Source organism: Brenneria uluponensis, from assembly GCF_032395385.1.
Taxonomy (GTDB): domain Bacteria; phylum Pseudomonadota; class Gammaproteobacteria; order Enterobacterales; family Enterobacteriaceae; genus Prodigiosinella; species Prodigiosinella aquatilis.
This window is the reverse complement of the sequence record NZ_CP135917.1, coordinates 2,850,319-2,876,512: the sequence shown is the minus strand read 5'-3', so window position 1 is coordinate 2,876,512 and position 26,194 is coordinate 2,850,319. Positions and strand designations below refer to the sequence as shown.

Here is a 26,194-nt window from a genome sequence, read left to right as displayed (position 1 = left end):
ATTATTCCTGCTTCTGCGGTTGTGGTTCTGTTGTGCCGCTAATGTATTGCCATAAGTTGCCCAGCGTTTCATACCAGGCGCGTTCACTGTGTGAAAGATACAGTGCGGACGGGAAGATTTTTTCCCACGGATTCAGTGGCGTAGTGATTGCCAATTGGTTAGCGGGAGCCGGAATCGGGTTTAATCCCTGAGCCTGAAAGAAGCGCATCGCCCGTGGCATATGGCTGGCCGAGGTGACTAATATAAAGGGTTGCTGACCGATCAGCGCGAAGGTGGCCATGGCTTCCTCTTTGGTATCCCGAGGGGTATCCAGTAACTGCATATCCTGTGTCGGCACACCGAGGCTTTCCGCCACCTGTGACGCGACCTTGGCGCTGCTGACCGGATTCCCCTGTGCTGCCGCGCCGGTAAATATCAGTTTCGAACCCGGATTGGCACGATAAAGTCGAACGCCTTCGGCCACACGGGCCAGACTGTTGTTGATCAGATTGGAGCTGGGCGCCCAGTCTGGATTGAAGGTGTAACCACCGCCCAAGACCACAATATAGTTGACATGCGGTGCCTGCGAGCTGGACTGCCAGGTGTGATACTGCGATTCCAGCGGTAGCAGCAGGTAGTCGGCCACGGGTTGCAGACTAATCAGCAACAGTGTCAGCCAGCTTAGCGATAGCAGCGTTTTCCCGGATTTCTGCCAACGGGAAAACCAGATTAGCAGTAGAGCCATTCCCATCAGTAGCAGCAGCAAAGGCAACGGTTGCAGCAAGCTGCCGATATATTTTTTGGCGGCAAAAAGCATAAAATAGTGTCCGTTTTGAGTGAAAAAACGCCATCCGGAATAAGATAGTGGCATAAGACGATTTATTCTACGCTAGCCTGTGACAAAATGTCAGGTTGAGAGAAAAACAGCCCGTTAACATCTGACGGCGCTGAACCAATAACCTGGAACCGTGGAATGCAGGATCGTAACTTTAACGACATCGCCGAAAAGTTTGCCCAGAATATCTACGGCACCACCAAAGGGAAACTGCGTCAGGCTGTATTGTGGCAAGATCTGGAGACCTTGCTGTCTACGTTGCCGTCGCGGCCATTGCAGATTCTGGATGCCGGGGGCGGGGCTGGCTACATGGCCTGCAAGCTGGCGGCTTTAGGACATCAGGTCTTGTTGTGTGACTTATCCGATGAGATGATTCAACGCGCCAAAACAGCGGCGTTGGCGCAAAACGTTTCTCATAATATGCGTTTTGTGCAGTGCGCCGCACAGGATATCGCTTCATATATAGAAAAACCGGTTGATCTGGTATTGTTTCACGCGGTATTGGAATGGGTAGCCGAGCCTCAGCAGGCACTACAGGCGCTGACGAATTGTCTGGCACCCGGCGGCGCGTTGTCGCTGATGTTTTATAATCATCATGGCTTGCTGATGCGAAACATGGTGTTAGGTAACTTTGGTTATGTGGCGTCGGGAATGCCGAAACGTAAACGGCGTTCGCTATCCCCCGATCACCCGCTGGACCCACAGCAAGTTTACCAGTGGCTTGATTCGTTGGGATTGACCATCAGTGGTAAAACCGGCGTGCGGGTGTTTCATGACTATTTGCAGAACAAGCAACAACAGATTGACGATTTTGACATTTTGCTGGCGTTGGAACAGCGTTATTGCCGGCAGGAACCTTTTGTCAGCCTGGGGCGCTACATCCATGTCATGGCGAATAAGCCCCTTTTGAAGGATGTATTATGAGTGACTTTTCCCAGACCGTACCCGAACTGGTCGCCTGGGCTAGAAAAAATGACTTTGCACTTTCACTCCCGACGGAGCGTCTGACTTTCCTGCTGGCGATTGCCACGCTGAACAGCGAACGTATGGATGGCGAAATGAGCGAAGGCGAGTTGGTGGATGCCTTTCGCCACGTTAGCCGAGGATTTGAGCAGACCCACGAAACCATTACGGTGCGTGCCAATAATGCGATTAACGATCTGGTACGCCAGCGGCTGCTTAGTCGGTTTACCAGCGAACTGGCGGATGGCAATGCTATTTATCGGCTGACCCCGCTGGGGATCGGCATCAGCGACTATTACATCCGTCAGCGGGAGTTCTCCGCCTTGCGGCTTTCCATGCAGCTTTCGCTCGTGGCTCAGGAATTGGGCCGGGCGTCGGATGCCGCAGAAGAGGGCGGTGACGAGTTCCACTGGCACCGTAATGTCTACGCGCCGTTGAAATACTCGGTGGCGGAAATTTTTGACAGTATCGATCTGTCTCAGCGGGTGATGGATGAACAGCAGCAAGGGGTGAAAGACAATATCGCCGCCTTGCTCAGTCAGGACTGGCGCACAGCCATTTTCAATTGTGAACAATTGCTGACCGAGACCTCCGATACCCTGCGGGAGTTGCAGGATACGTTGGAAGCGGCAGGCGACAAATTGCAAACCAGCCTGCTGCGCATTCAGGATGCGACCCTCGGCAACGCCGAACTGGGTTTTGTGGATAATCTGGTGTTCGATTTACAGGGCAAACTGGACCGCATTATCAGTTGGGGCCAGCAAACTATCGATCTGTGGATCGGTTACGATCGTCACGTACACAAATTTATCCGTACCGCGATTGATATGGACAAAAACCGGGTCTTCTCCCAACGGTTGCGTCAGTCGGTGCAGAACTATTTCGACAACCCCTGGGCCTTGACCTACGCTAACGCTGACCGTTTGCTGGATATGCGTGATGAAGAGCTGGCGCTGCGCAGCGAAGAAGTGACCGGCGAACTGCCGCCCGATCTGGAATATGAAGAGTTCAGTGAAGTGCGTGAGCAGATCACGGCACTGGTGGAGCAGGCCTTACTGCACTACAAACAGCAACAGGTTCCGTTGAATCTGAGCGACGTGATGCGCAACTATCTGGTGCAGTATCCTCGCTCACAACAATTTGATGTTGCCCGAATCGTGGTCGACCAGGCAGTACGCCTGGGGGTGGCCGAAGCAGATTTCACCGGATTGCCAGCATTGTGGCAGGCAATCAATGAATACGGAGCCAAGGTACAGGCCCATGTCATCGACAAATATTGAACCAATCGTATCAGCCAAACTGGTGACAGCGCTGTCTAACACACTGTTTCCCGCACTGGACAGTCAATTGCGTGCTGGTCGACATATCGGCGTAGAAGAACTGGAAAATCACGCCTTTCTGATGGATTTTCAAGATGAGCTGGAACATTTCTACAGCCGTTATAATGTGGAGCTGATCCGTGCGCCGGAAGGGTTTTTCTATCTGCGTCCGCGTTCCACCACCTTGATTCCACGTTCGGTGCTGTCTGCGCTGGATATGATGGTGGGGAAAATTCTCTGCTACCTCTACCTCAGCCCGGAACGTCTGGCGCACGAAGGTATTTTCAGCCAACAGGAACTGTATGAGGAACTGCTGAGTCTGGCGGATGAAAACAAACTGCTGAAGCTGGTAAACCAGCGTTCCACCGGTTCTGACCTGGACCGACAAAAGTTGCAGGAAAAAGTGCGTACCTCCCTGAACCGCTTGCGTCGTCTGGGCATGATTTATTTTATGGGTAATGACAACAGCAAATTTCGCATTACCGAAGCGGCGTTTCGTTTTGGCGCTGATGTGCGCAGCGGTGACGATCCGCGCGAAGCCCAATTGAGAATGATCCGTGATGGTGAAGCCATGCCGATGGATAGCAGCCTGTCGCTGGACGATAGCGATGATAGCGAGTCGGCTGGTGATAACCTTTCCGGTGAAGACCAATGTGTTGAGGATGAACAGGAATGATTGAACGCGGTAAATTTCGCTCACTGACGTTGGTTAACTGGAACGGTTTTTTTGCCCGGACTTTTGATCTGGATGAGTTGGTAACCACCCTCTCTGGCGGCAATGGCGCCGGTAAATCCACCACCATGGCGGCGTTTATCACCGCGCTCATCCCGGATCTGACGTTACTGCACTTTCGTAACACCACCGAGGCCGGGGCAACCTCCGGCTCCCGTGATAAAGGTCTGCATGGCAAGCTGCGTGCTGGCGTGTGCTACTCCGCGTTGGATGTCGTCAATTCCCGCCATCAGCGAGTGCTGGTCGGCGTGCGATTACAACAGGTGGCAGGCCGTGATCGAAAGGTCGATATCAAGCCCTTCATCATTCAGGGGTTGCCGACATCGGTTTCGCCCACTCAAATTCTGACTCAACTGGTGGGCGATCATCAGGCACGGGTCTTGTCGTTGCAGGAAGTGAAAGAGCGCCTTGATGAGATGGAAGGCGTGCAGTTCAAGCAATTCACATCCATCACCGACTATCACTCATTGATGTTTGATTTGGGCATTGTGCCGCGACGTCTGCGCTCCTCGGCTGATCGCAGCAAGTTTTATCGTTTGATTGAAGCCTCGCTGTACGGCGGGATTTCCAGCGCCATTACCCGTTCGTTGCGTGACTATCTGCTGCCGGAAAACAGCGGGGTACGCAAGGCGTTTCAGGATATGGAAGCCGCTCTGCGGGAAAACCGCATGACGCTGGAAGCCATTCGCGTCACCCAGTCGGACCGGGATCTGTTCAAACATCTGATTTCTGAAGCGACCTCTTATGTGGCCGCTGATTATATGCGCCACGCCAACGAGCGACGTATTCATCTGGATAGCGCTCTGGAACTGCGCCGGGATCTGTTCAGTAGCCGTAAACAACTGGGCAATGAGCAGATCCGCCATGTGGAGATGGCGCGCGAGCTGGCGGAGCAGAGCGGAGCCGAAAACGATCTGGAAACCGACTATCAGGCCGCCAGCGATCACCTGAATCTGGTACAGACGGCGATGCGCCAGCAGGAAAAGATCGAGCGTTATAATGCCGATCTGGAAGAGCTGAGTTACCGGCTGGAAGAGCAGAATGAGGTGGTGGAAGAGGCGCGTGACCAACAGCAGGAAAACGAAGCCCGCGCCGATGCCGCCGAGCAGGAGGTGGATGAGCTGAAAAGCCAGTTGGCCGACTATCAGCAGGCTCTGGATGTACAGCAAACCCGCGCCATACAGTATCAGCAGGCGCAGCAGGCGCTGGAACGTGCTCGCACGTTGTGCCAGTTGCCGGAACTGAGCGCCGATAACGCCGATGAATGGCTCGACAGTATTCACGCCAAAGAGCAGGAAGCCACCGAACTATTACTGATGCTGGAACAGAAGCTGAGCGTGGCGGATGCCGCCCACAGCCAGTTCGAGCAGGCGTATCAACTGGTGAGCAGTATCGCCGGGGCCGTCAGTCGTCGTGACGCCTGGCAAGTGGCGCGCGAATTACTGCGTGACAGTTCACAACAGCGGTATCAGGCCGAGCGTGTCCATCCCCTGCGCATGCGACTTTCCGAACTGGAACAGCGCCAGCGTGAGCAGCAGGACGCCGAACGGTTGTTGCAGGATTTCAATAACCGTAACGGACAGACGCGCTATCAGCCGGAAGCGCTGGAAAGCTTGCAGCAGGAGCTGGAAGCGCGGATTGAAAGCCTGTCGGTGTTGGTGGAGGAAGCAGGTGAGCGTCGCATGACGTTGCGCCAGGAACTAGAGCAGACCCAACAGCGTATTCAGCAGTTAACTGTTCGGGCGCCGGTGTGGCTGGCGGCACAGGAGACCCTGACTCAACTCTGCGAGCAGAGCGGCGAAACATTTGCTGATAGCCGTCAGGTGACGGAATACATGCAGCAACTGCTGGAACGTGAACGGGAAACCACCGTCGAGCGTGATGACGTAGCGTCCCGCAAACGGGCGATAGAAACGCAGATTGAGCGCCTCAGCCAACCGGGCGGCTCGGAAGACCCGCGTTTGAACGCGCTGGCGGAGCGCTTTGGCGGGGTGTTGCTGTCGGAAATTTATGACGATGTCACGCTGGACGACGCGCCGTATTTCTCTGCGTTATACGGGCCATCCCGTCATGGGATTGTGGTAACGGATCTGTCGTTGGTGCGCGAGCACCTGGAGAATCTGGAAGATTGTCCGGAAGATTTATACCTGATTGAAGGCGATCCGCAGTCATTTGATGACAGCGTGTTCGCGATGGAAGAGCTGGAAAAAGCGGTGGTGGTGAAAGTTTCCGATCGCCAGTGGCGCTATTCCCGCTTCCCCGACGTGCCGCTGTTTGGCCGGGCCGCACGAGAACAACGGCTGGAAACCCTGCGCGATGAACGTGAAGAACTGGCGGAGCAGTATGCCACGCTGTCGTTTGACGTGCAGAAAACCCAACGCTTGCATCAGGCTTTCAGCCGTTTTATTGGCACCCATCTGGCGGTGGTGTTTGATGACGACCCGGAAGTGGATATTCGTCAACTGAGCAGCCGTCGGGGTGAGCTGGAACGCGCTATCAGTAATTTTGACAACGAAAATCAGCAACAGCGTCAGCAGTATGAACAGGCGAAAGAGAGCGTGTCGCTGTTGAACCGACTGATCCCGCGTATCAGCCTGTTATGTGACGACAGCCTGACGGATCGTGCTGAAGAGATTCGCGCCGAACTGGATGAGGCAGAAGCGTCGGCCCGTTTTCTACAGCAGCATGGCGCCACACTGGCGAAGCTGGAGCCGCTGGTTAGCGTGTTGCAGAATGACCCGCAGCAGCATGAGCAACTACAGGAAGATTATACGCAGGCGCAAAGCGCGCAGCGATTGGCGAAACAGCAGGCGTTTTCCCTGACGGAAGTGGTGCAACGTCGCGCGCACTTTGGTTACACCGATTCGGCGGGGATGTTGCACGCCAATGCCGATTTGAACGACAAGCTGCGCCAACGGCTGGAGCAGGCGGAAGCGGAACGTACCCAGGCCCGTGAGCAGTTACGGCAGCATCAGAGCCAACTGACGCAGTACAGTCAGGTGCAAGCGTCGTTGAAGAGCGCTTTTGATGCCAAGAGCGATATGCTCAAAGAGTTAACGCAGGAATTGGCGGATATCGGCGTGCGTGCGGATGCGGAGGCGGAGTCTCGTGCTCGCCAGCGTCGGGATGAATTGCATGCTTCACTGAGTAATAATCGAGCGCGCCGTAATCAGCTGGAAAAACAACTTACCTTCTGTGAAGCGGAAATGGACAGCCTACAGAAGAAACTGCGTAAGCTGGAGCGTGATTATCACGCTAACCGCGAACAGGTGGTGACGGCCAAATCTGGCTGGTGCACGGTGATGCGGTTGGTGAAAGACAATGGTATAGAGCGGCGTCTGCACCGGCGTGAACTGGCCTATCTGGAGGGTGACGAATTGCGCTCCATGTCGGATAAGGCGCTGGGAGCGCTGCGTCTGGCGGTCGCCGATAACGAACATTTGCGCGATGTACTGCGCCTGTCGGAAGATCCAAAACGGCCAGAACGTAAAATCCAGTTCTATATCGCGGTATATCAACACCTGCGTGAACGTATCCGTCAGGACATCATCCGTACCGACGATCCGGTGGAAGCCATCGAACAGATGGAAATTGAACTGAACCGTCTGACGGAAGAGCTGACGGCGCGTGAACAAACGCTGGCCATCAGCTCGCGCAGTGTATCGAATATCATCCGCAAGACCATTCAACGTGAACAAAACCGCATTCGCATGCTGAATCAGGGGCTGCAATCGGTGTCATTCGGTCAGGTGAAAAGCGTGCGGCTTAACGTCAATGTGCGGGAAACGCACACCACGTTGCTTAACGTATTGTCTGAACAACAGGAACTGCATCAGGATCTGTTCAACAGCAACCGCCTGACGTTCTCGGAAGCGCTGGCGAAACTGTATCAGCGCCTGAATCCGGAAATTGATATGGGGCAGCGCACGCCGCAGACCATCGGTGAAGAACTGCTGGATTATCGCAACTATCTGGAAATGGAGGTTGAGGTAAACCGGGGTGCCGACGGCTGGCTGCGTGCCGAGAGCGGGGCGCTTTCCACCGGGGAAGCCATCGGCACCGGGATGTCAATTCTGGTGATGGTGGTACAGAGCTGGGAGGAAGAGTCGAAACGGTTGCGCGGCAAGGATATTTCACCCTGTCGTTTGCTGTTCCTCGATGAAGCCGCACGTCTGGATGCCAAATCCATCGCCACGTTGTTTGAGCTGTGTGATCGGCTGGAAATGCAGCTGATCATCGCTGCGCCGGAAAACATCAGCCCGGAAAAAGGCACCACCTATAAGCTGGTGCGTAAGATGTTCCAGAACCACGAACATGTTCATGTCGTCGGTCTGCGCGGTTTCGCCACCGAACCCGAGCAAACGCAGCAAGCATCATAATTTCTCACCGATGCCCGCGCCAGCGGGCATCATCGACTATTTGGTCACGATACCCGCCACGGACACCCTTTATATTGCGCAATTTGCGTAGACGGGCATTTATGTGGATCGTTCGGATGGCGGATGAGTTATGGCGTTAACGGAAATCTGATTTAGCTTCAGGGGAGAAAAATTGAAAATCAAGGCATTACCGTTGGATGACAACATCAATGGCTGGTCGGCGATCATTCCTGCCCGGCAGGTGAAAAAGATTTTGCGTGGTCATGTTCGGGCCGACTGGCTGGTGATCGGCGCCGGTTATGCCGGGCTCGCCTTTGCCCGCCGCGTGGCGGAAAACCATCCTGATAAGCAGGTGGTGATCATCGATGCCGCCATGACGGGAGAGAGTGCCTCTGGGCGTAATTCCGGTTTTGCCATTGATTTGCCGCATAACATCGGCAGCTCCACCGCCGAGTTGGAAAAAGCCGCCAACTACCGCCGCTTATTACAGGCGGGGATGGCGCAGTTGGACGCGTTGATACACCGACATCAGATTGAGTGTGATTGGCACCGTAGCGGGAAATATCACTGCATCGTGCGTCCTGAATGGGATGGGTTGCTGGCGCAGTACGCTGATGAACTACAGGCGCTGGATGAGCCCTGTCAACGACTGGAGGGTAAGTCACTGGCGCAAAATCTGGGCACCGATTATTACCATGCCGCCATCTATACGCCGAGCTGTGTCTTGCTTAATCCGGCTGCCTTGGTGTATGGGCTGGTGGACAGCCTGCCGGATAACGTCACCCTGTATGAAAAATCCCCGGCGCTGGAGATCAACACGGGCCGCGATATTCATGTGCGTACACCTTATGGTGAAGTGCGGGCCGGACAGTTGATGGTGGCAACTAATGGGTGCGCCCGCCAGTTGGCGCCATTTTCCAACCAATTGGTGGGGCTTTCCACTTTCGCCACGCTCACCGAACCTTTGACTGCGGAACAACAACAGCGCATCGGCAATATCGCTGCATGGGGCATGACACCGGCCAATGCGATTGCCGGCGCGACGTTGCGCTATACCCGCGATCACCGTTTTTTGATTCGTCAGCATGTGAAATATGTGCCGGATTACACGGTGACGGCGCTGAGAACCACACCACTGGTCGTGCAGCATCGCCAGATTTTTCTATCGCGCTTCCCGCAATTGGCGGATGTGCAGATTGCCCACACCTGGTCCGGGATGATCAGCGTGACGCGCAATGGTGCGCCGGGCTGGGGAAAATACGGCGACAATGTCTATGCGGCAGTGGGATGCAACGGGGCGGGAATTTCAAAACAGACGGTGGCTGGCAGCACATTGGCGGATTTGGCGACTGGCGTGGATAATCCGTTGATTGCCGATATGCTGGCGTTGGGAAAACCCAATTATATTCCACCACGTCCATTTCTTGATCTCGGTGTGCAAGGCAGCATACTTAAAGAGCGTTGGCTGGGGCGTAAGGAGTATTAGGCGTCGTGCCTGTCTCGGACCTGCCGCGTCAGCGGATATAAGATATAAAAGGCCTTGACCTTCCAGTTACGGGAAGGTGCAGGCTGACAGCGGTTATCGTTTTTCTTCCTGCTTTATTACTGTACAGAGGAAATTGATATGTATCGCCGTGATTTTATCAAAATTACCGCTCTGCTGGGGGCCGCCAGCGCGCTGCCTGGGTGGAGCAGCAGCGCGTTTGCCGCTGATCGTCCGGTGTTGCCGGTGCCGCCATTATTGACGCCGGATGCGGGCGGCAATTTGGCTCTTAAAGTACAGACCGGCAATATGCGCTGGCTACCGGGAATGGAAACCGCGACCTGGGGCGTCAACGGGGGTTTTCTCGGCCCGGCGTTGCAACTGGAACGAGGACAGACCGTCACCATCAATGTAAATAATACGCTACCAGAAGTGACCACCATGCACTGGCATGGCATGGAGATTCCGGGCGATGCCGATGGTGGGCCTCAGGCATTGATCGCGCCGGGCAAGATCTGGACTGCGCGCTTTACGGTTGATCAGCCAGCCGCGACGGCATGGTTTCATCCCCACACGCATGGTGTCACCGGGCGTCAGGTGGCGATGGGATTGGGCGGTTTGATCTTGATTCAGGATCGCGAAAGCCGCGGGCTTGCACTGCCTTCTCAGTGGGGAGTGGATGACATCCCTTTGATTTTGCAAGATAAAAAGTTGAACGAAAAAGGGCAGATCGACTACCATCTGGACGAAATGTCCGCGGCGGTGGGTTGGTTTGGCGATCTGATGCTGACCAACGGCATGCGTTACCCACAGCATGCGGCACCACGCGGATGGTTGCGCTTGCGTCTGCTCAATGGGTGTAATGCTCGCTCATTGATGCTGGCGACCAGCGACGGCCGGCCACTGTATGTGATCGGCAGTGATGGCGGTCTGCTGGCGGAACCAGTGAAAGTGACGTCACTGCCGATCTTGATGGGCGAACGTTTTGAAGTGCTGGTGGATACCCGCGATGGTAAGGCCTTTGATATCGTGACGTTGCCGGTCTCGCAAATGGGTATGACACTGCCACCATTTGATGCACCACTGCCGGTGCTGCACATTCAGCCAACATTGAAGACCAGTAGCGGAAAACTGCCGGATAAGCTGGCTAGGCTTCCCGCTCTGCCGCCAACGTCAGGCTTGAAAACCCGCAACCTGCAACTGACGATGGACCCACGACTTGACCGGCTCGGTATGCTGGCATTGATGCAGCGTTATGGCCCGCAGGCTATGGCCGGCATGCAGATGAATATGGGTGCGAATGGCGGCATGTCGGGAATGATGCAAGGACAAGGGATGATGGGCGATGATGGCGGGCGTGCCGGCACGAACGAGATGCCCATCCACGAAGGACACCAGGGAATGAATGGCCAAACGACATCTCCCGGCGACATGATGGATGATCAAACGACATCTGGCGGCATGATGAATGATCAATCAACGTCACAGCCACTGGATATCATGACCGCCAACCGTATCAATGGCGTCGCCTTCCAGATGGGACAGCCGATGTTTGCCGTCAAGCGTGGTGAATATGAAGTCTGGTCCGTTTCCGCGGTAGGTGACATGATGCTGCATCCTTTCCATATTCATGGCACCCAGTTCCGTATTTTGTCCGAAAACGGTCAGATACCCGCAGCGCACCGTCGTGGCTGGAAGGACACAGTGCGGGTGGAGGGGAGCGTCAGCCAGGTATTGGTGAAGTTCGATCATCCCGCCCCTAAAGAACGGGCGTTCATGGCGCACTGTCATCTGCTGGAACATGAAGACACCGGCATGATGACGTCGTTCACGGTAGCGTGACGTCGCGCATTGTGCCGGTGTCCGGAAGCGGTCTAATCTCGCCGGGCGATCAGCTGTACCACGCTGGCATGCCCGGTATGCGCGATCCCTTCATGGATTTCACGTTCCAGTTTCTGTAAATGCGCAAACCGTAATCCCGGTAATTCCTGACGCAGGGTTTCCGGGGTCATCAGCCAGGTGATATCGGAAGGACCGCCGGTTTTAAATTTCAGTTGCTCCGGCGTATAGGCTTCAAGCAGGAACACGCCACTGCTCTGCAATCCGCTGGCGCAGTTTCCATGCACCTGATGGCGCAATGTCGGCGGAAGATGGGCAAAAATCGCGACGATGCCCCCCCACTGCTGTCTGCCGATATCATAAGTCGCGAGATCAGCATGTATCCACTGGATCTTCAGGCCATTGGCTTCAGCCCGTTTTTTGCCTTTGGCCAGACCGACGTCGGAAGCGTCCACCGCCGTGACATCAAATCCCTGGCTCGCCAGCCAGACCGCATTGCGTCCTTCGCCTTCAGCAATACAGAGAATGCGGCTACCCGGAACAAAGTGATGGCTACTTTCTTTCAAAAAATCATTGGGTTCAGTGCCATAAACAAACTGTTCACTGGTATATTTTTCATTCCACATTGAAGTGCTCCATAACAGTAAAACTCACGGTGTTGTGATGACGACGCCAGCGTGTATGAGACAATAGCCCATCACAATGTCGTCTCTTGTTCGAATTGTTTCTGATCAAACGCCTGTCTGGCCAGCTCGACTTGTGGCAGATATTTCACCGTCCACAGACAAAGCGCCTGAAATGGTTCTTTAAGCGTATGGCCGAGCGGTGTTATCCGATACTCCACCGCGACCGGTGAAGCGGTTATCACGCGACGTTCCACGATACCGTTGCGTTCCAGACGCCGCAGACATTGCGTCAACGCTTTCTGAGTAATGCCATCCAGGCGGCGTTTGATTTCATTAAAGCGCAGTGGATTTTCACACAATACATTCAGTACCAGCACTGACCATTTATCGGCGATCTGATCAAGTAGAAAGCGGTTGTGACAGGCGTTATGCTGTTGTGAGTTATCGGGGGACGGCATTTAAGTTTCCTCTAGGCTACCTGGTAACTTTAGAGTGCCTGATTGACACTAGGTTTACAATGTATACCATCATGGTGGCAAATTAAAGGAGCTAAATCAGATGACTATACCTAACATTGATATCCTGTTTCGTCCGTTTAAACTGAAATCGCTGGAATTAAAGAACCGAATTGTCATGGCGCCGATGACCCGTACATTTTCACCGAATGGTGTACCGGGAGACAATGTGGCGGCCTATTATCGCCGGCGTGCAGAGGGAGAGGTGGGTCTGATCCTGTCTGAAGGCACGGTTATTGACCGGCCCGGCTCGCGTAATCATCCCGATATTCCTTTTTTTCATGGTGAGGCGGCGCTGAAAGGCTGGCAGAAAGTGATTGATGAAGTCCATGCGGCCGGCGGCAAAATGGGGCCGCAGATTTGGCATGTGGGATCGGTTAACTCTGCGGGAACGGAGTGGGAGCCACAATCCGGGATTGAAAGTCCCTCTGGTCTGGTGGCACCAGGGATGCCGCGGGGTCAGGCCATGAGTGAAGAAGATATTGCCGATACCATCGCGGCTTATGCTCGGGCGGCGGCAGATGCCGTCCGACTTGGTTTTGATACACTGGAAATACATGCTGCACATGGTTACCTGATCGACCAGTTTTTCTGGGGAGAAACCAATTTACGCACGGATATATACGGCGGCGCCACGCTAAAGCAACGTTCTCGCTTTGCGACCGACGTGATAAAAGGTGTGCGTCAGGCGGTTGGACCAGACTTCCCGGTTCTGTTGCGCGTCAGTCAGTGGAAACCGCAGAATTACAGTGCACGTCTGGCCAGCACACCGTTGGAGATAGAAGATTGGCTCGTCCCTCTGGTGGAAGCCGGCGTAGATATTTTGCACTGTTCGCAGCGTCGTTTCTGGGAAGCGGAATTTCCCGAGGTGGATGGCGAGAATGGTCTGAACTTCGCTGGCTGGGTGAAAAAAGTGACTGGCGCCGCCACGATCAGTGTGGGTTCGGTGGGGCTGTCGGATGAGTTCATAACGGCGTTTAGCGGAAAAAGCTCAACGCCGGCACAATTGGACAATCTGCTGACACGGATGACGCGTGACGAGTTTGATTTAATCGCGATTGGCCGTGCATTGATAACCGATCCGAATTGGGTCGTGAAAGTGCGTCAGCATGACACTGAGCACCTGCAAGGGTTTGAGCCTGCCTCACTGGGCGAGTTGGTCTGAGGTTTTAATTAACCACATTGTTTCACGCCGTGATGTCGGTATCGACACCACAGACATCAACGCCAGTATTATTCCTGCACTGTCGCGGGAATAGTGCTGGCGTTACTGTGTCGGCCTCAGGAGGGATCGCCTCCCGCACGCGGATAGCAGGGTTTCTCACCATTAGCCCGGTCAAAGGCCGCCAGAGCAATAGAAAGCGACTCAATAACCGTATTACCCACCGCAGGCAGGCCGATCAGTATGGCGCCGGTAATTTCCTCACGCGTGGCTCCCGCCGCTTTGGCGCAATCAACATGAAACGGAATGCCGGATGTCATTCGGGTTGCGGCCAGTACCGAAAGATAGGCAAGCGTTTGTGTTTTGTTGTCGAGCGCACTGGTGTCGCCGAGTTCGTGAACAGTTTTCATCCAGATTTTGGCATAACCGGGAGCTTCAGTCAGAAAGGTTTGAAACGCAGTTGAGATTCTCATAATGTCCCCGCATAGACGGTCCTGTTGGACGATGATATGTGCTCTCTGGTATTAGCATAGCCTACTTTAACGCATCCTTTAGTGCTGTATTGCGCATCGGAAATACGCCATCATGGTGCCGAACCCGCTGCCAGATGAGCGATAGAAAATACGGGGAAGAGAGAGTAGTCATGACAGACGTTCCGGCAAATCAGAAACGTGGCTCAAACGATGATGCCGCGTCACACTTTATGGATCGCGAATTTTTAGAAAACCTGCGGCTTCAAATGCTGAGGTTTGCCACATTACAACTTTCTGAACATCATCAGGCTGAGGATGCTGTGCAGGAAGCGCTGGTTGGCGCATTAAAGAACGCCGCTTCTTTTGGTGGCCGTGCCGCGCTGAAAACCTGGGTGTTTGCCATTTTGAAAAACAAGATTGCAGATATTTTGCGGCAGAAGCAGCGCACGACGGAAGCCCGGAGTTTGTTACATGAAGAGGACGAAAGTCAGGATTTCGCGGCGCTCTTTGACGAGCGTGAACATTGGCCCGCCGATGGACGCCCCGGAAAATGGGAAACCCCGGAAGAGTCAGTGCGGGAAGCCGCATTCTGGCGCGTTTTCGAAGCCTGTCTGGAGAATTTGCCTGGTAAACAGGCGCGGGTGTTTATGATGCGTGAATTTATTGAACTGGATAGCCATGAAATTTGTACGGCGGTCAACATCTCCGTCAGCAATTTAAATATTATGTTATACCGCGCGCGCATGCGTTTACGGCTGTGTCTGGATGCAAACTGGTTCATGGAGAAATCGTCATGTTGACTTGTCGTCAGGCCACCCGCCTGTTATCCGAGGCACAGGATCGTCCGCTGGCTTTAAAAGAAAAAGCAGCGCTCAGATTACACTTGATGCTCTGTACCGGCTGCCGTAATTTTAATCAGCAAATTTTCTCTATCCGGCAGATATCGCAGGCTTATGCCAAAAGGAAAGGGGACGATTCCGACGATGACGGGCAATGATGGATGACCGCCCCTTTCTCTTGATGAGAACGCGGGCGGTTTGTTCAGCCATAGCGTCGAATAAGCCAGTGGTCGATGGAGAGCCGTCCCGGGCCTTTAGCCATCAAAAACAGTAATGCCACGGCCCAGACGCCGTGTGTTGGATAGGCGTCAGGATAGACAAAGATTTCTATTGTCAGGGTCATAATCAATAACCCCAAGGCTGAAAACCGGGTGGCAAGACCGATTAACAGCAATACCGACAGCACATGCTCGGCACTGGCCGCGATCAGGGCGGCTAACTCCGGGGGAATCAAGGGCAGGCGATACTCTTCTTTAAACAGATACAAGGCGGACTCATTCAGGTGAGGCCAGCCTACGTGAATATTCCCCGCAACAAGATCAATTGCCAGACCGGAAATCTTGGTCTGTCCCGAGCGCCAGAAAATGGCGGCAATGGAAAATCGGGCCAGCAAGGTAATCAGGCTATCCGGAATCAGACTAAAACCGGCGATAACCCGTGAACATAACCTGAACCGTGGCGTGTTGGCGGGTTTGGAGTGCAGAGAGGTAATGGCCATGGGAATGTTCCTTATGGATGCAACGACACCAGTGTATGGCTGTGAATTAACAGGCTCAGCGTGGTAATCAGATCGAAGTCGGATATGTGCTGCTGAACCTGCGTCAGTGCCTGCCCGAGGCTGGCACCTTGCTGTAGTTGCGCGAGAAACAGCGCCGTTCCGTTATCGATAGACAGCACATTGACCTCCAGCGCAGGTCGGATGATCAATGCATGCTCGGCCTGATAAGGGTTGATGTCGGCCAGTGAGCCAGTCTCCTGATGTGCCGCCCAGATAGAGACAATGGCGTAGGGTGAATTCAGTAATCCCAGCGAGGGATGCAGACCGACGCGCAGATCCGACAGCAATGTCGTATCGGACAGCGCGGCGACCAGATGGTCGTGTGACGACAACACGCTGTCAGCCGCGTGATAAGCCCTGACGAGAAGCACTTCCAGCGTCGCGATATCCGCCAGATAAGGCACCGATGCCGCCGGGGGGAAATCAGCGATAAAGTGGGGCAGTGTGTCGCCATAATCCACCAGAATCGGCGAACGCGGTGGATGATGTGTTATATACAGCGCTGACATGGCGCGGAAGAAGGGCTCACCAACCAGTTGCTGAGTGACTGGAAAGGTGTCGGCCAGCGCATCAATAAGCGAAACCATGACATTATTGCGATAGACGTCAAAGCGTGCCCGGGGGCTTGACCCGTTCCAGGTGAACAGATCTGGCGGCATCGGGGCATCGGGGTCACGCAGCGCATCGTAAAACGCGTGTTGTCCGCTCATACTGTGCCCTCCATGGGATCATGATGTCGGGCGGCATGGGCGTTCAATCGCTGTTCCGCCAGACGGGCTTCATGGCACAGCACCGCCAGCGAGGGAATATCATTATCGCGTTCGATCAGGGTCGGAACCGGCCCCAGTTCAGACAGGGCAAACGCATAGAGTTGCCAGACCGCGTCGGCAATCGGCGCGCCATGACTGTCAATCAGCAATGGGTCGCCGAGCGCATCCTCTTCCCGGGCAAACCCGGCCAGATGTATTTCGCCAATCCATAACCCGGACAGCGCCTGAAGATAAGCGTAAGGATCGCGTCCATGATTGGTACAGGTGACATAGACGTTGTTGACGTCCAGCAACAGGCCGCAGCCGGTATGCCGAAGCACCTCGCGGATGAAATCGGTCTCGCTACGATCGGAGGTGGTAAATTCGACATAGGTGGCGGGGTTTTCCAGCAACATCGGACGACGTAACCGGTTTTGCACCTGATCGATATGTTCACAGACCCGATGTAACGTCTGATGGTTGTAAGGCAGTGGTAACAAGTCATTAAGGAAGGTGCCGCCATGACTGGACCAGGCCAAATGTTCTGAAAACGACTGGGGCTGATAGCGGTCTATCAAGACAGCCAGTCGGTCGAGATGCGGTTTGTCCAAAGGACGCTCGCTGCCAATCGACAAGCCAACGCCGTGAATGGATAAAGGATACTGCTCCCGGATCCGGGTCAGATAGTGGTGGAAAGGTCCGCCCGCCACCATATAGTTTTCGGCGTGAATTTCGAAAAAGCCCAGGTCGGGCTGCTCCTCAATAATCGCCAGAAAATGCTCGGGTTTAAGCCCGATTCCCGCCCGAAGGGGTAATGCGCTACCCGTGGTAATAAGAGAAGCACCGCAGGCTGATGGTGCAAAAGAAACAGTCGATTTCATCCTGGGTGCTCCCTGGTGTTGGCAATGTGGGTAAAAGATTAAGCCTGTTTTTCTGTGAACGCTTTCAACTGACCCATACCGGTTGGTGACGTCGGGGACGCGGTGGTCACACAGGTTCCGGCCGGGACCAACTTCCAGGCATTGCCCTGATAATCTTTCTTGGCGGTTCCCGCGCAGGTCGTGCCGGCGCCGGCTTTACAATCGTTTTTACCTTTAAGGGCGACGCCAAAACACTTCTCCATCCCCTTCATACCTGTTTTGTCGGCAGCGTGTGCAACAGAGGCGCTCATGGTCAACACGGTACCCAAAGCAAGGGCAAGTGCAGCGGCGGTCGTTTTTGTCGTCATGGTGATTCTCCTGGCTATTTATTTTTAACGCCCAAAGGGCAGGTGTATGTGGCAAAGGGAAATTGGCGATGGACCGTCAATTCTCTCTTTCACATACATAGTCGGAGTAAGGCACGGGTTTCTTACACTGCAATTGAAAAAAATTTTTAGCGGGGTAAATTGCGGCGGCGTTCCATAATGATGGCTACACATCGGGCGGGAGACAACGTGGCAGTATCCAGCACCAGATGGTCGCGATTCCAGGCTTCATAATGACGAGATTCAACCTGTTCCCAGGTCGGAAGCGTCAGGCCGTCGACTGTGGAACGCCGGGTTTCCACCCGGTGTCGATGCTCGGTCTTGTCGGAGCACACGACTTCTATTTCGAGGAAGGCGACATCGGCTTTTTGGGCGACGGCGCGATAGTCATCCCGCGTGATGCAAAGCGGGTTGACCGAATCGGCGATGACGATACGGCCGATACGGAGGTTATCCGCCGCGACGCGGTAAGCCGCCAGATATCCCGCTGGTCCCATGTCAGCGTCGGGGGTGAGGATACCGGACGAGCGGATCGCCTGTTCGATGGAGTCAATGCGCAGATAAACGGCGTTGAGGTCATAGGCCAGTTGTCGGGCAATCGTGCTTTTGCCGGTCGCGGGCAATCCTCCGAATATGATGAACATAACTGCTATTCCCCATAGGTTTAGCGCCGATCTTTGGTGATTTTTATCCTATCACTTGATAACAGAAGCAGCTTGATTTCTTCCGTTATCTCTTTCTGACGGTGCGTTGCATCACTCCGTGAAGGCGCAACATGTCAATCCACGACATCACAGGGTGTCGGGTTAATGGTGTTGCTGGTTCTTTCGGGCGTCGGGGTGGAACGCTTCGGCGGAAGAGCGCGCCATCCCTTCATAGGTTGCCCATTTTTGTTCAGCGACTTTTTGTGCAATATCGATGAGCCGCTGCGCCTCTTCCGGATGAAGCTGTACCAGTGACTGGTAACGGCTTTCATGTTGTCGATAGTCGCTGAGTGGCAGTGTGGGCCGCAGGCTGTCAAGGGTGAAGGGGTTACGTCCCTGTTCCCGCAATATTGGGTTGAAGCGAATTAACGGCCAGTGACCTGACGCGACGGCACGTTTTTGTTGGGCCAACCCGGTCTGCATATCAATGCCATGTGCGATGCAATGACTGTAAGCGATGATCAGTGACGGGCCCGGATAGGCTTCGGCTTCCCGCATGGCCTGAAGCGACTGCTGGGGATTGGCACCGAAAGCGATCTGGGCGACATACACATTGCCATAAGCGATAGCCTGTAACACCATATCTTTCTTCGCCATGGTTTTGCCGCCGGCGGCAAATTTGGCCACCGCGCCCAGGGGGGTGGATTTCGACATCTGGCCGCCGGTATTGGAATAAACCTCGGTGTCCATCACCAGAATATTGACATCACGACCGGAGGCGATCACATGGTCCAATCCGGAAGACCCAATATCATAGGCCCAGCCATCGCCACCGATGATCCAGATCGAACGCCTGATCAGATGGTCTAACAAGCTGAGTAGATTACGTCCGGCTTCCGAATAATCATACTGTAATAACGCCCGGACGTTGAGTAAGCGTTCGCGTTGCTGTTGGATTTGTGATTCGACTTGCTGAGGCGCATTGATTATCTGCTCTATCAGCTCGGGACCCAGTTGCTGCGCGGTGGCTCTCAAGGCATTCGCCGCCTGAATCCGATGATGATCGGCGGTCAGGCGAAAACCCAGGCCGAATTCGGCATTATCCTCGAACAATGAATTTGACCAGGCTGGGCCTTTACCGTCGCTATTTTTTGCCCACGGCGTCGTGGGCAGATTACCGCCATAAATTGATGAGCAGCCGGTGGCGTTGGCTACCATCATGCGGTCACCAAAGAGCTGAGTGAGCGTTTTCAGATAGGGCGTTTCACCGCAACCGGCGCAAGCACCTGAAAATTCAAACAGCGGCTCCAAAAACTGCACGCCACGTACCGTTGAAAAATCAACCGCAGAGCGCTTCGGCCAGGGCAGGGTGTTGAACCACGTCAGCGCCCTTTTTTCCCGTTCAAGGATCGGTAACTTATCGACCATGTTAATGGCGCGCTGGTCGGTATCGTCGGCTCGAACCGGGCAAGCCTCTACACACAGACCACAACCGGTGCAATCTTCCGGATAGATCTGCAATGTGTAGAGCGTATCTGGAAATCCCCGGGCGCTTATCGGCATCCATTTGGCGCCTGGTGGGGCGTTTTCGACCAAATCCTGATGATAAAACTTGGCTCTGATAGCGGCATGTGGACAGACAAAGGAGCAATTACCACATTGAATGCACAGGTCTTCGCGCCAGTCTGGGATCGCCAGCGCAATATCGCGCTTTTCCCACTGACTGGTTGCTGATGGATAGGTTCCGTCGGGCGGTAATCGTGACACCGGGATCTGATTACCCCGTTCCTGCAACATCTCAGCGGTGATGTTGCGCACAAATAATGGGGCGGTGGCGGGCAGTTTCCAGCCGGCGTCTGAAGCACCGGTGCCGTGTTGTGAAATATCCACCGGATGCAGGTGCGCTAATGTGACATCTACAGCGTCAAAATTCTTTTCAATGATGTCGCGACCTTTCTTTTGATAGGTCTTCTCAATACTCTCTTTGATCAGCGCGATGGCCTGCTCTTTGGGCATGATGGCGGATAAGGCGAAAAAACAGGTCTGCATGATGGTATTAATGCGTGTTCCCATGCCGGTCAGTCGCGCGACTTCCGCCGCATTGATCACATGGAACGCCAATTGTTTCTGCTGGATCTGTTGCTGTACCCGGCGTGGCAGATGTGACCAGGTGTCCTCTGCCGGGTAGGGACTGTTGAGCAGAAAGGTGGCGCCGGTTTCTGCGTAACATAATAAATCGAGGGATTCGACGAAATTGAATTGATGACAACCGATAAAATTTGCCGAGGTAATGAGATAAGGGGCGTCGATGGGCTCAGGGCCGAAACGCAAATGTGAAACGGTCTTTGAACCCGACTTTTTCGAGTCATAGACAAAGTAGCCTTGTGCAAAGTAATCAGGTAATTCGCCGATGATTTTGATGCTGTTTTTATTGGCGCCGACCGTGCCATCGGCTCCCAGACCGAAGAACAAGGCGCGTACCTGATTGGGTGGTTCGATTTGCCACGCTTCATCCCACGGCAAACTTAACTGCGTGACATCGTCAATAATGCCGATGGTGAAGCCCTCTTTCGCGCTGGTTTTCTGTTGCTCCTCAAAAACGGCTTTGACCATCGCGGGGGTGAACTCTTTGGATGACAAACCATATCGCCCGCCGGTGATTCTCGGCAGGTGTGGTAATTGTCCATGCTGCGTGGCGGAAACGAAGGCGCTGACGGTGTCTTTATACAGTGGTTCACCCTGTGAACCGGGCTCTTTGGTGCGATCCAGGACGGTGACAAATCGGGTGGTGGACGGGAACGCCTTAATGAATATGTCGTTGGGGAAGGGGCGATACAGGTGAACGGTCACCACACCGTATTTCCCCCCTTGGGCATTGAGCACCGCAACGGTCTGTTCCACGGTCGATGCGCCAGATCCCATAATGACGATGACGTGTTCCGCATCGTCTGCGCCATGATAGTCAACCAGATGATATTGTCGCCCGGTTAATTCAGCGAACTGGGTCATGGTCCGTTCAACAACATCCGGCACGCGATCGTAATACGAATTAACCGTTTCCCGACTTTGAAAATAGGTATCTGGATTCTGAGCCGTTCCTCTGATGAATGGCTGATCCGGATTCAGCGCCCGGGCCCGATGGTCACGAACCTGCTGATCGTCGATCATCTGCCTTATCTGTTCATCGGACAGACGGGAAATTTTATTGACTTCATGGGAGGTGCGAAAACCATCGAAAAAGTGCAGGAACGGAATGCGGGTGCGTAATGTTGCGGCGTGGGCAATCATCGCCATATCCTGTGCCTGTTGCACCGACGCAGATGAAAGCAAGGCAAAGCCGGTTGTTCTGGTGGCCATCACATCCTGATGATCACCAAAAATGGACAATCCCTGCGCCGAGAGCGAACGGGCGGCCACATGAAAAACCGTCGCTGTGAGTTCACCGGCAATCTTGTACATATTCGGGATCATCAGCATCAGCCCTTGTGATGCGGTAAACGTGGTACTCAGTGCGCCAGCCTGCAATGCGCCATGAACCGCTCCCGCCGCGCCGCCTTCATGCTGCATCTCAACGACGGTTGGAATGTTTCCCCAGAGGTTGGGAATGTGCTGCGTCGCCCACTCATCAGCCAGCTCCGCCATGGTGGAAGAGGGCGTGATGGGGTAAATCGCGCAGATTTCACTGAGCTTATAAGCTATCCACGCGGCGGCTTCATTGCCATCCGTCATCACCATGTCGGAGATGGACGTCTCAGAATGTGTATTCATTATCAACCACCTCACTCACCATGCTAATGGCATGACAGGGGCATTGGTCATAGCACGCGCCGCAGCCGGTACATTTATCGTAATCAATACGATATCCCCGTCCTTTACCCAACTTGAGAATGGCGTCCTCCGGGCATGATCCGTAACAGCCATCACACTCGAAACAATTGCCACAGGAGTAGCAGCGGGCCGCTTCATAACGCGCTTGTGTGGCGGTGAGTCCGCCGATGATTTCGTCAAATCCATCGCGCTGTTCCGGGGTGACAACCGGCTGGCTGGTTGACTCGGCATCCGTGTCGAACCACAGATTCAATGCTGAATAGGGAATGCCGGCGTTAGTGTCGGCTTTTCGGTAGGGTTGATGACGTAGCCAGCCATCAATATGTTGCGCCGCTTTCTTGCCATGCCCGGTGGCGACCGTGACGGTTCGTTCCGATGGCACCATATCGCCACCGGCAAAAATACCCGGCACGCTGGTCATCATGTGTTCGTCAACCACCACCACGCCATCTTCATGTAATTCAATGCCGGGAATGCGGGCGATAACCGAGAGATCCACATCTTGTCCCAACGCCAGGATCACGCTGTCAGCTTCCAGCGTTTCATATCGGCCGGTTGGCTGTGGTCGCCCGTTGTCGTCAATCTCCATCTCTTCAATGGTTAACGTCGTACCATCAATATCCCGAATGGTACGCAGCCAGTTAATGATGACGCCCTCTTCTAACGCTTCATCGGCTTCAAACTGATGCGCCGGCATATGTTCACGATCTCGTCGATAGATGATAACCGCTTCTTCCGCCCCCAGACGATGCGCGGTACGCGCCGCATCCATCGCCGTGTTGCCGCCACCATAGATAGCGACACGACGACCCAATTTGGGCACGTCGCCTTGTTCAACCGCCGAAAGATAACTGACCGCATCCAGAATGCGTCCGGCATCACGCCCTGGAATGTCGATTCTCTTGGCTAAATGCGCACCGATAGCCAGAAAAACGGCATCAAAGCCATACTCGGTTTTTACCTTGAGGACATCATTCACTTTCTGATTAAGCTTCAGCGTAATGCCAGTATCGAGGATGTGTTGGATCTCCTGATCCAGCACATCACGGGGCATTCGGTAAGCAGGGATGCCGAAACGCATCATCCCGCCAGCCATCGGACCGGCCTCGTGAATTTCCACCTCATGGCCGAGGCGACGGAGTTGCCAGGCACAGGATAATCCCGAGGGACCGGCGCCGATCACCAGGACCTTTTTACCGCTCGGAACGGCGGTGAATTTGGTTTTCCAGCCATGCAGTAGCGCCTGATCGCCCAGAAAACGCTCGACGGCATGAATACTGACGGATTGGTCGACCTGGGCTCGATTACAGGCATTTTCACACGGATGGTAGCAAACCCGGCCATGCACGGCGGGCATCGGGTTATTGGTCACCAAATGTTGCCAGGCCTCTTCGTAGCGCTCTTCCTGTGCCAACGCCAGCCACTCCTGAATATTCTCGCCAGCCGGACAGGCCTGATTACAAGGCGGCAGTGAATTTTGATAAACGGGATGAGTACGTCGGATCGGCCCCGTGCCTGTTTTAGTCCGTAAATCAGGCGGCTGGGTCATATCATTAGTCGATTTCTTCATATGACACCCTTTGTGAAAACCCATGTTCGGCATGAAGAATAGTGATGGGGTTCTTATTAAGAAACTGTAGTTCATGGTGGCGTGATCTACCTGCGTACATGAAGATTTTCTCCCAAATTTGTGCTGGCATACATCCGGGGAATGGCTCGTTTAGGCGGGAAATTTATACAGATCGTGATGCATTATCGTGAAACTGGCGTTTTCGCCGGGTTTAAAATGAAAACCCCCGGATGAAAACCGGGGGGAATGTGTTTTGCTGGAGGGTGAATTATTTACGTTTTTTAATGTAGCGCTTTGCGGCTGAGTTTGGCACGCAGCTACAAAATAGTTATTTTTTTTGACACCAATATGGATGAAAATCGTGAATTCTGAGGTTTTAAATTTTGCGTAAATACATTGCCAGCCGCCTGACGTAATGTTTCATTTAATAATGATAGCGACAGGAAATCATCGTAATAGCGCTGTCACTAACGGCATAGACTAAACGATTCGTGTCATCAATGCGACGAGACCAAAAACCAGTCAGGTTTTCTTTGAGTGGTTCTGGCTTGCCAATACCATCAAAGGGAGAACGCTTAACGTCGTTAATAAGTTTATTGATTCGCTTCAGCGTTTTCTTATCTTGGGTCTGCCAATAGATATAGTCATTCCATGCTTCATCAGTCCATGACAATAAACGACTATTCATCAAGTAACTCTCGTTGAGCTATTTGACCGATTTTATATTGTTCAATTGAACGATTCAAATGCGCGGCGTTGGCCGGAGAACGTAGCAAATGCACCGTTTCCATTAAGCTGTTGTAATAGTCTAATGACATCACAACAGCATCTTCGGCATCTCTACGGGTGATTACGGTGGTGTCGGCATTATTAACCACACCGTCTAACACTGCTTTTAAACTATTTCGAGCTTCGGTAAAAGAGACGATTTTCATAGAGCCTCACTTGTACGTTTAATAAGACAAGTATAACCCCAGTAATCAAACTTGTACAATAAAGGAACAGAAAGATCGTTACCTGGCGTTAGCGCCCAGCTTTGGGCGGGTTTGACACGCAGCGAGATGACAAAAAGCATGCGTTGATCTGTCCGCTTGTCTGCTGGATACATCTGATTACTGGACCATGCCGACACTAAATAAGCAGACTAGTGCAATATTGTAATACTCATGTGCACTAGCCCCGGCATTTTCCTGGTTACGATCCGCCCGCCTGACTCATCATTCTGACAAAATTCCGGATCACAGCCGACTTCTCCTGTTCGCGGTAAATCAACCCCAGCGCCGTCGTCAACGGTTGACTGATACCATGATAGGTCACGCCATCGGAATGAATGCTTTTTAGCGATTCGGGAATTACCGCGACCCCGAACCCTGCCGCGACCAGATTAATACTGGATGAAATCTGCGGGGATTCCATTTTAAGGAGAGGGGAGAAACCCGCGTCCTGGCAAGCCCGGATAATCGAATCATACAGTACCGGGCCGATTTCACGGGGAAAGGTGATAAAGCTATCGCCAGCCAAATCACTCAGCGAGATTTCCGGGTTTTGTGCAAGTTGGTGCCCAAGCGGCAATACCGCAATCATCGGTTCATCGACCAATTGCACGCAATTGAGGTGTTCAATTTTTAGCGGCAGCCGAACCAGTGCGCAGTCAATTGCCGCATCACGAACGCTATCCATCAAATCGATACTGTTGCTCTCTTTCGAATGGATAACCACATCTGGATATATTTTCCTGAATTCCCGCATCGCTGATGCGACGAAACCGTGAAAGACGATCGAACCGGCAAAACCGATCGATAAATGGCCGCTTTCTCCCCTGGCGACCATTTTTATTTGAGCCAGCGCACTTTCGGTTTCCGCGATAATCTTCTGTGCTTTTTCACGAAAGAAGATGCCCGCCTCGGTCAGTTCAACATGACGCTTATTGCGGATAAACAGCGGTGTGCCAATTTCATGCTCTAATTTCTGAATCTGTTGGCTCAGCGGCGGCTGAGCAATGCCTATCTTCTCGGCGGCCGCTGTGAAATGCAGGGTTTCTGCCACGGCCAGAAAATACCGTAATTGTCTGAATTCCATTTGAGCACCTCTGTTATGGGGTAATTAATATCTTTTCCATATTAAAAAGACAATAACAAAGTCTTAGACGTCACAGATTCATATGGATATATTTAACATATACTTTACAAAGGTTTTAAATGTCCATGGTCATAAGACCATCAGGAGCACCCGTT

The 26,194-nt window shown here is 53.5% G+C and carries 23 protein-coding genes; 9 read left to right on the top strand and 14 right to left on the bottom strand.

Annotation, left to right across the window (positions count from 1 at the left end):
* Position 1 precedes the first annotated feature (1 nt).
* Positions 2-796: an envelope biogenesis factor ElyC gene (gene elyC / locus RS889_RS13480; protein ID WP_315711048.1), complete on the bottom strand. Its 795-nt coding sequence runs from the start codon at positions 794-796 to the stop codon at positions 2-4.
* Positions 797-952: 156 nt separating this feature from the next.
* Here elyC and cmoM point away from each other — a divergent pair, with 156 nt between their 5' ends.
* The 6 genes from cmoM (at position 953) to cueO (ending at position 11,533) form a co-directional block, all read left to right on the top strand.
* Positions 953-1,738, top strand: a complete 786-nt coding sequence (gene cmoM, locus RS889_RS13475; protein ID WP_315707653.1) for a tRNA uridine 5-oxyacetic acid(34) methyltransferase CmoM — start codon at positions 953-955, stop codon at positions 1,736-1,738.
* The gene (mukF, locus tag RS889_RS13470; protein ID WP_315707652.1) at positions 1,735-3,057 is read left to right on the top strand and encodes a chromosome partition protein MukF; all 1,323 of its coding nucleotides are present in this window, start codon (positions 1,735-1,737) and stop codon (positions 3,055-3,057) included. The genes cmoM and mukF overlap by 4 nt, the downstream gene beginning before the upstream one ends.
* Entirely contained in the window at positions 3,038-3,772 is a 735-nt protein-coding gene (gene mukE, locus RS889_RS13465) for a chromosome partition protein MukE (RefSeq protein ID WP_021015641.1), read from the top strand. The genes mukF and mukE overlap by 20 nt, the downstream gene beginning before the upstream one ends.
* Positions 3,769-8,208, top strand: a complete 4,440-nt coding sequence (gene mukB, locus RS889_RS13460) for a chromosome partition protein MukB (RefSeq protein WP_315707651.1) — start codon at positions 3,769-3,771, stop codon at positions 8,206-8,208. Before mukE ends, mukB begins: the two co-directional genes overlap by 4 nt.
* Positions 8,209-8,380: 172 nt before the next feature.
* Positions 8,381-9,694: an NAD(P)/FAD-dependent oxidoreductase gene (locus tag RS889_RS13455; protein WP_315707650.1), complete on the top strand. Its 1,314-nt coding sequence runs from the start codon at positions 8,381-8,383 to the stop codon at positions 9,692-9,694.
* Between the two features lie 138 nt (positions 9,695-9,832).
* Positions 9,833-11,533: a multicopper oxidase CueO gene (cueO, locus tag RS889_RS13450; RefSeq protein ID WP_315707649.1), complete on the top strand. Its 1,701-nt coding sequence runs from the start codon at positions 9,833-9,835 to the stop codon at positions 11,531-11,533.
* Positions 11,534-11,565: 32 nt separating this feature from the next.
* Here cueO and RS889_RS13445 read toward each other — a convergent pair whose 3' ends face one another.
* The gene (locus RS889_RS13445; RefSeq protein ID WP_315707648.1) at positions 11,566-12,156 is read right to left on the bottom strand and encodes a class I SAM-dependent methyltransferase; all 591 of its coding nucleotides are present in this window, start codon (positions 12,154-12,156) and stop codon (positions 11,566-11,568) included.
* Between the two features lie 71 nt (positions 12,157-12,227).
* Positions 12,228-12,614, bottom strand: a complete 387-nt coding sequence (locus RS889_RS13440) for a winged helix-turn-helix transcriptional regulator (protein ID WP_315707647.1) — start codon at positions 12,612-12,614, stop codon at positions 12,228-12,230.
* Between the two features lie 100 nt (positions 12,615-12,714).
* Here RS889_RS13440 and RS889_RS13435 point away from each other — a divergent pair, with 100 nt between their 5' ends.
* Complete coding sequence (locus RS889_RS13435) at positions 12,715-13,836, top strand: NADH:flavin oxidoreductase (protein ID WP_315707646.1); 1,122 nt, start codon at positions 12,715-12,717, stop codon at positions 13,834-13,836.
* Positions 13,837-13,952: 116 nt separating this feature from the next.
* Here the strand turns inward: RS889_RS13435 and RS889_RS13430 are convergent, their stop codons facing one another.
* Positions 13,953-14,306: a carboxymuconolactone decarboxylase family protein gene (locus RS889_RS13430; protein ID WP_021015648.1), complete on the bottom strand. Its 354-nt coding sequence runs from the start codon at positions 14,304-14,306 to the stop codon at positions 13,953-13,955.
* 170 nt (positions 14,307-14,476) lie between these two features.
* Here RS889_RS13430 and RS889_RS13425 point away from each other — a divergent pair, with 170 nt between their 5' ends.
* Both RS889_RS13425 and RS889_RS13420 read left to right on the top strand, forming a co-directional pair.
* Positions 14,477-15,106: an RNA polymerase factor sigma-70 gene (locus RS889_RS13425; RefSeq protein ID WP_315707645.1), complete on the top strand. Its 630-nt coding sequence runs from the start codon at positions 14,477-14,479 to the stop codon at positions 15,104-15,106.
* Positions 15,100-15,303, top strand: coding sequence for a zf-HC2 domain-containing protein (locus RS889_RS13420; RefSeq protein ID WP_021015650.1), 204 nt, complete (start codon positions 15,100-15,102; stop codon positions 15,301-15,303). The genes RS889_RS13425 and RS889_RS13420 overlap by 7 nt, the downstream gene beginning before the upstream one ends.
* Positions 15,304-15,347: 44 nt before the next feature.
* Here RS889_RS13420 and RS889_RS13415 read toward each other — a convergent pair whose 3' ends face one another.
* The 10 genes from RS889_RS13415 to RS889_RS13370 form a co-directional block, all read right to left on the bottom strand.
* The gene (locus RS889_RS13415; RefSeq protein WP_315707644.1) at positions 15,348-15,863 is read right to left on the bottom strand and encodes a DoxX family protein; all 516 of its coding nucleotides are present in this window, start codon (positions 15,861-15,863) and stop codon (positions 15,348-15,350) included.
* Positions 15,864-15,874: 11 nt separating this feature from the next.
* A complete protein-coding gene (locus RS889_RS13410; protein ID WP_315707643.1) occupies positions 15,875-16,633 on the bottom strand; it encodes an HvfC/BufC N-terminal domain-containing protein in 759 nt (252 codons plus the stop codon).
* Complete coding sequence (gene bufB / locus RS889_RS13405; protein ID WP_315707642.1) at positions 16,630-17,553, bottom strand: MNIO family bufferin maturase; 924 nt, start codon at positions 17,551-17,553, stop codon at positions 16,630-16,632. Before bufB ends, RS889_RS13410 begins: the two co-directional genes overlap by 4 nt.
* 38 nt (positions 17,554-17,591) lie before the next feature.
* Positions 17,592-17,900, bottom strand: coding sequence for a BufA1 family periplasmic bufferin-type metallophore (locus RS889_RS13400; RefSeq protein ID WP_315707641.1), 309 nt, complete (start codon positions 17,898-17,900; stop codon positions 17,592-17,594).
* A 146-nt stretch (positions 17,901-18,046) separates the two neighbouring features.
* On the bottom strand, positions 18,047-18,562 hold the full coding sequence (locus tag RS889_RS13395) for a P-loop nucleotide/nucleoside kinase family protein (protein ID WP_315707640.1): 516 nt from the start codon (positions 18,560-18,562) through the stop codon (positions 18,047-18,049).
* Positions 18,563-18,724: 162 nt separating this feature from the next.
* Positions 18,725-22,297, bottom strand: coding sequence for a pyruvate:ferredoxin (flavodoxin) oxidoreductase (gene nifJ / locus RS889_RS13390; RefSeq protein ID WP_425475152.1), 3,573 nt, complete (start codon positions 22,295-22,297; stop codon positions 18,725-18,727).
* A gap of 16 nt (positions 22,298-22,313) precedes the next feature.
* Complete coding sequence (locus RS889_RS13385) at positions 22,314-23,960, bottom strand: NAD(P)-binding protein (protein ID WP_315707638.1); 1,647 nt, start codon at positions 23,958-23,960, stop codon at positions 22,314-22,316.
* Between the two features lie 424 nt (positions 23,961-24,384).
* Positions 24,385-24,648 (bottom strand): Txe/YoeB family addiction module toxin, encoded by a 264-nt coding sequence (locus RS889_RS13380; RefSeq protein ID WP_315707637.1) that lies wholly within the window; start codon positions 24,646-24,648, stop codon positions 24,385-24,387.
* Positions 24,641-24,895 carry a type II toxin-antitoxin system Phd/YefM family antitoxin gene (locus tag RS889_RS13375; RefSeq protein WP_315707636.1) on the bottom strand — a complete coding sequence of 85 codons (255 nt, stop codon included), beginning with the start codon at positions 24,893-24,895 and terminating at the stop codon, positions 24,641-24,643. The genes RS889_RS13380 and RS889_RS13375 overlap by 8 nt, the downstream gene beginning before the upstream one ends.
* 259 nt (positions 24,896-25,154) lie before the next feature.
* Entirely contained in the window at positions 25,155-26,039 is an 885-nt protein-coding gene (locus RS889_RS13370; RefSeq protein ID WP_315707635.1) for a LysR family transcriptional regulator, read from the bottom strand.
* Positions 26,040-26,194: the final 155 nt, after the last annotated feature.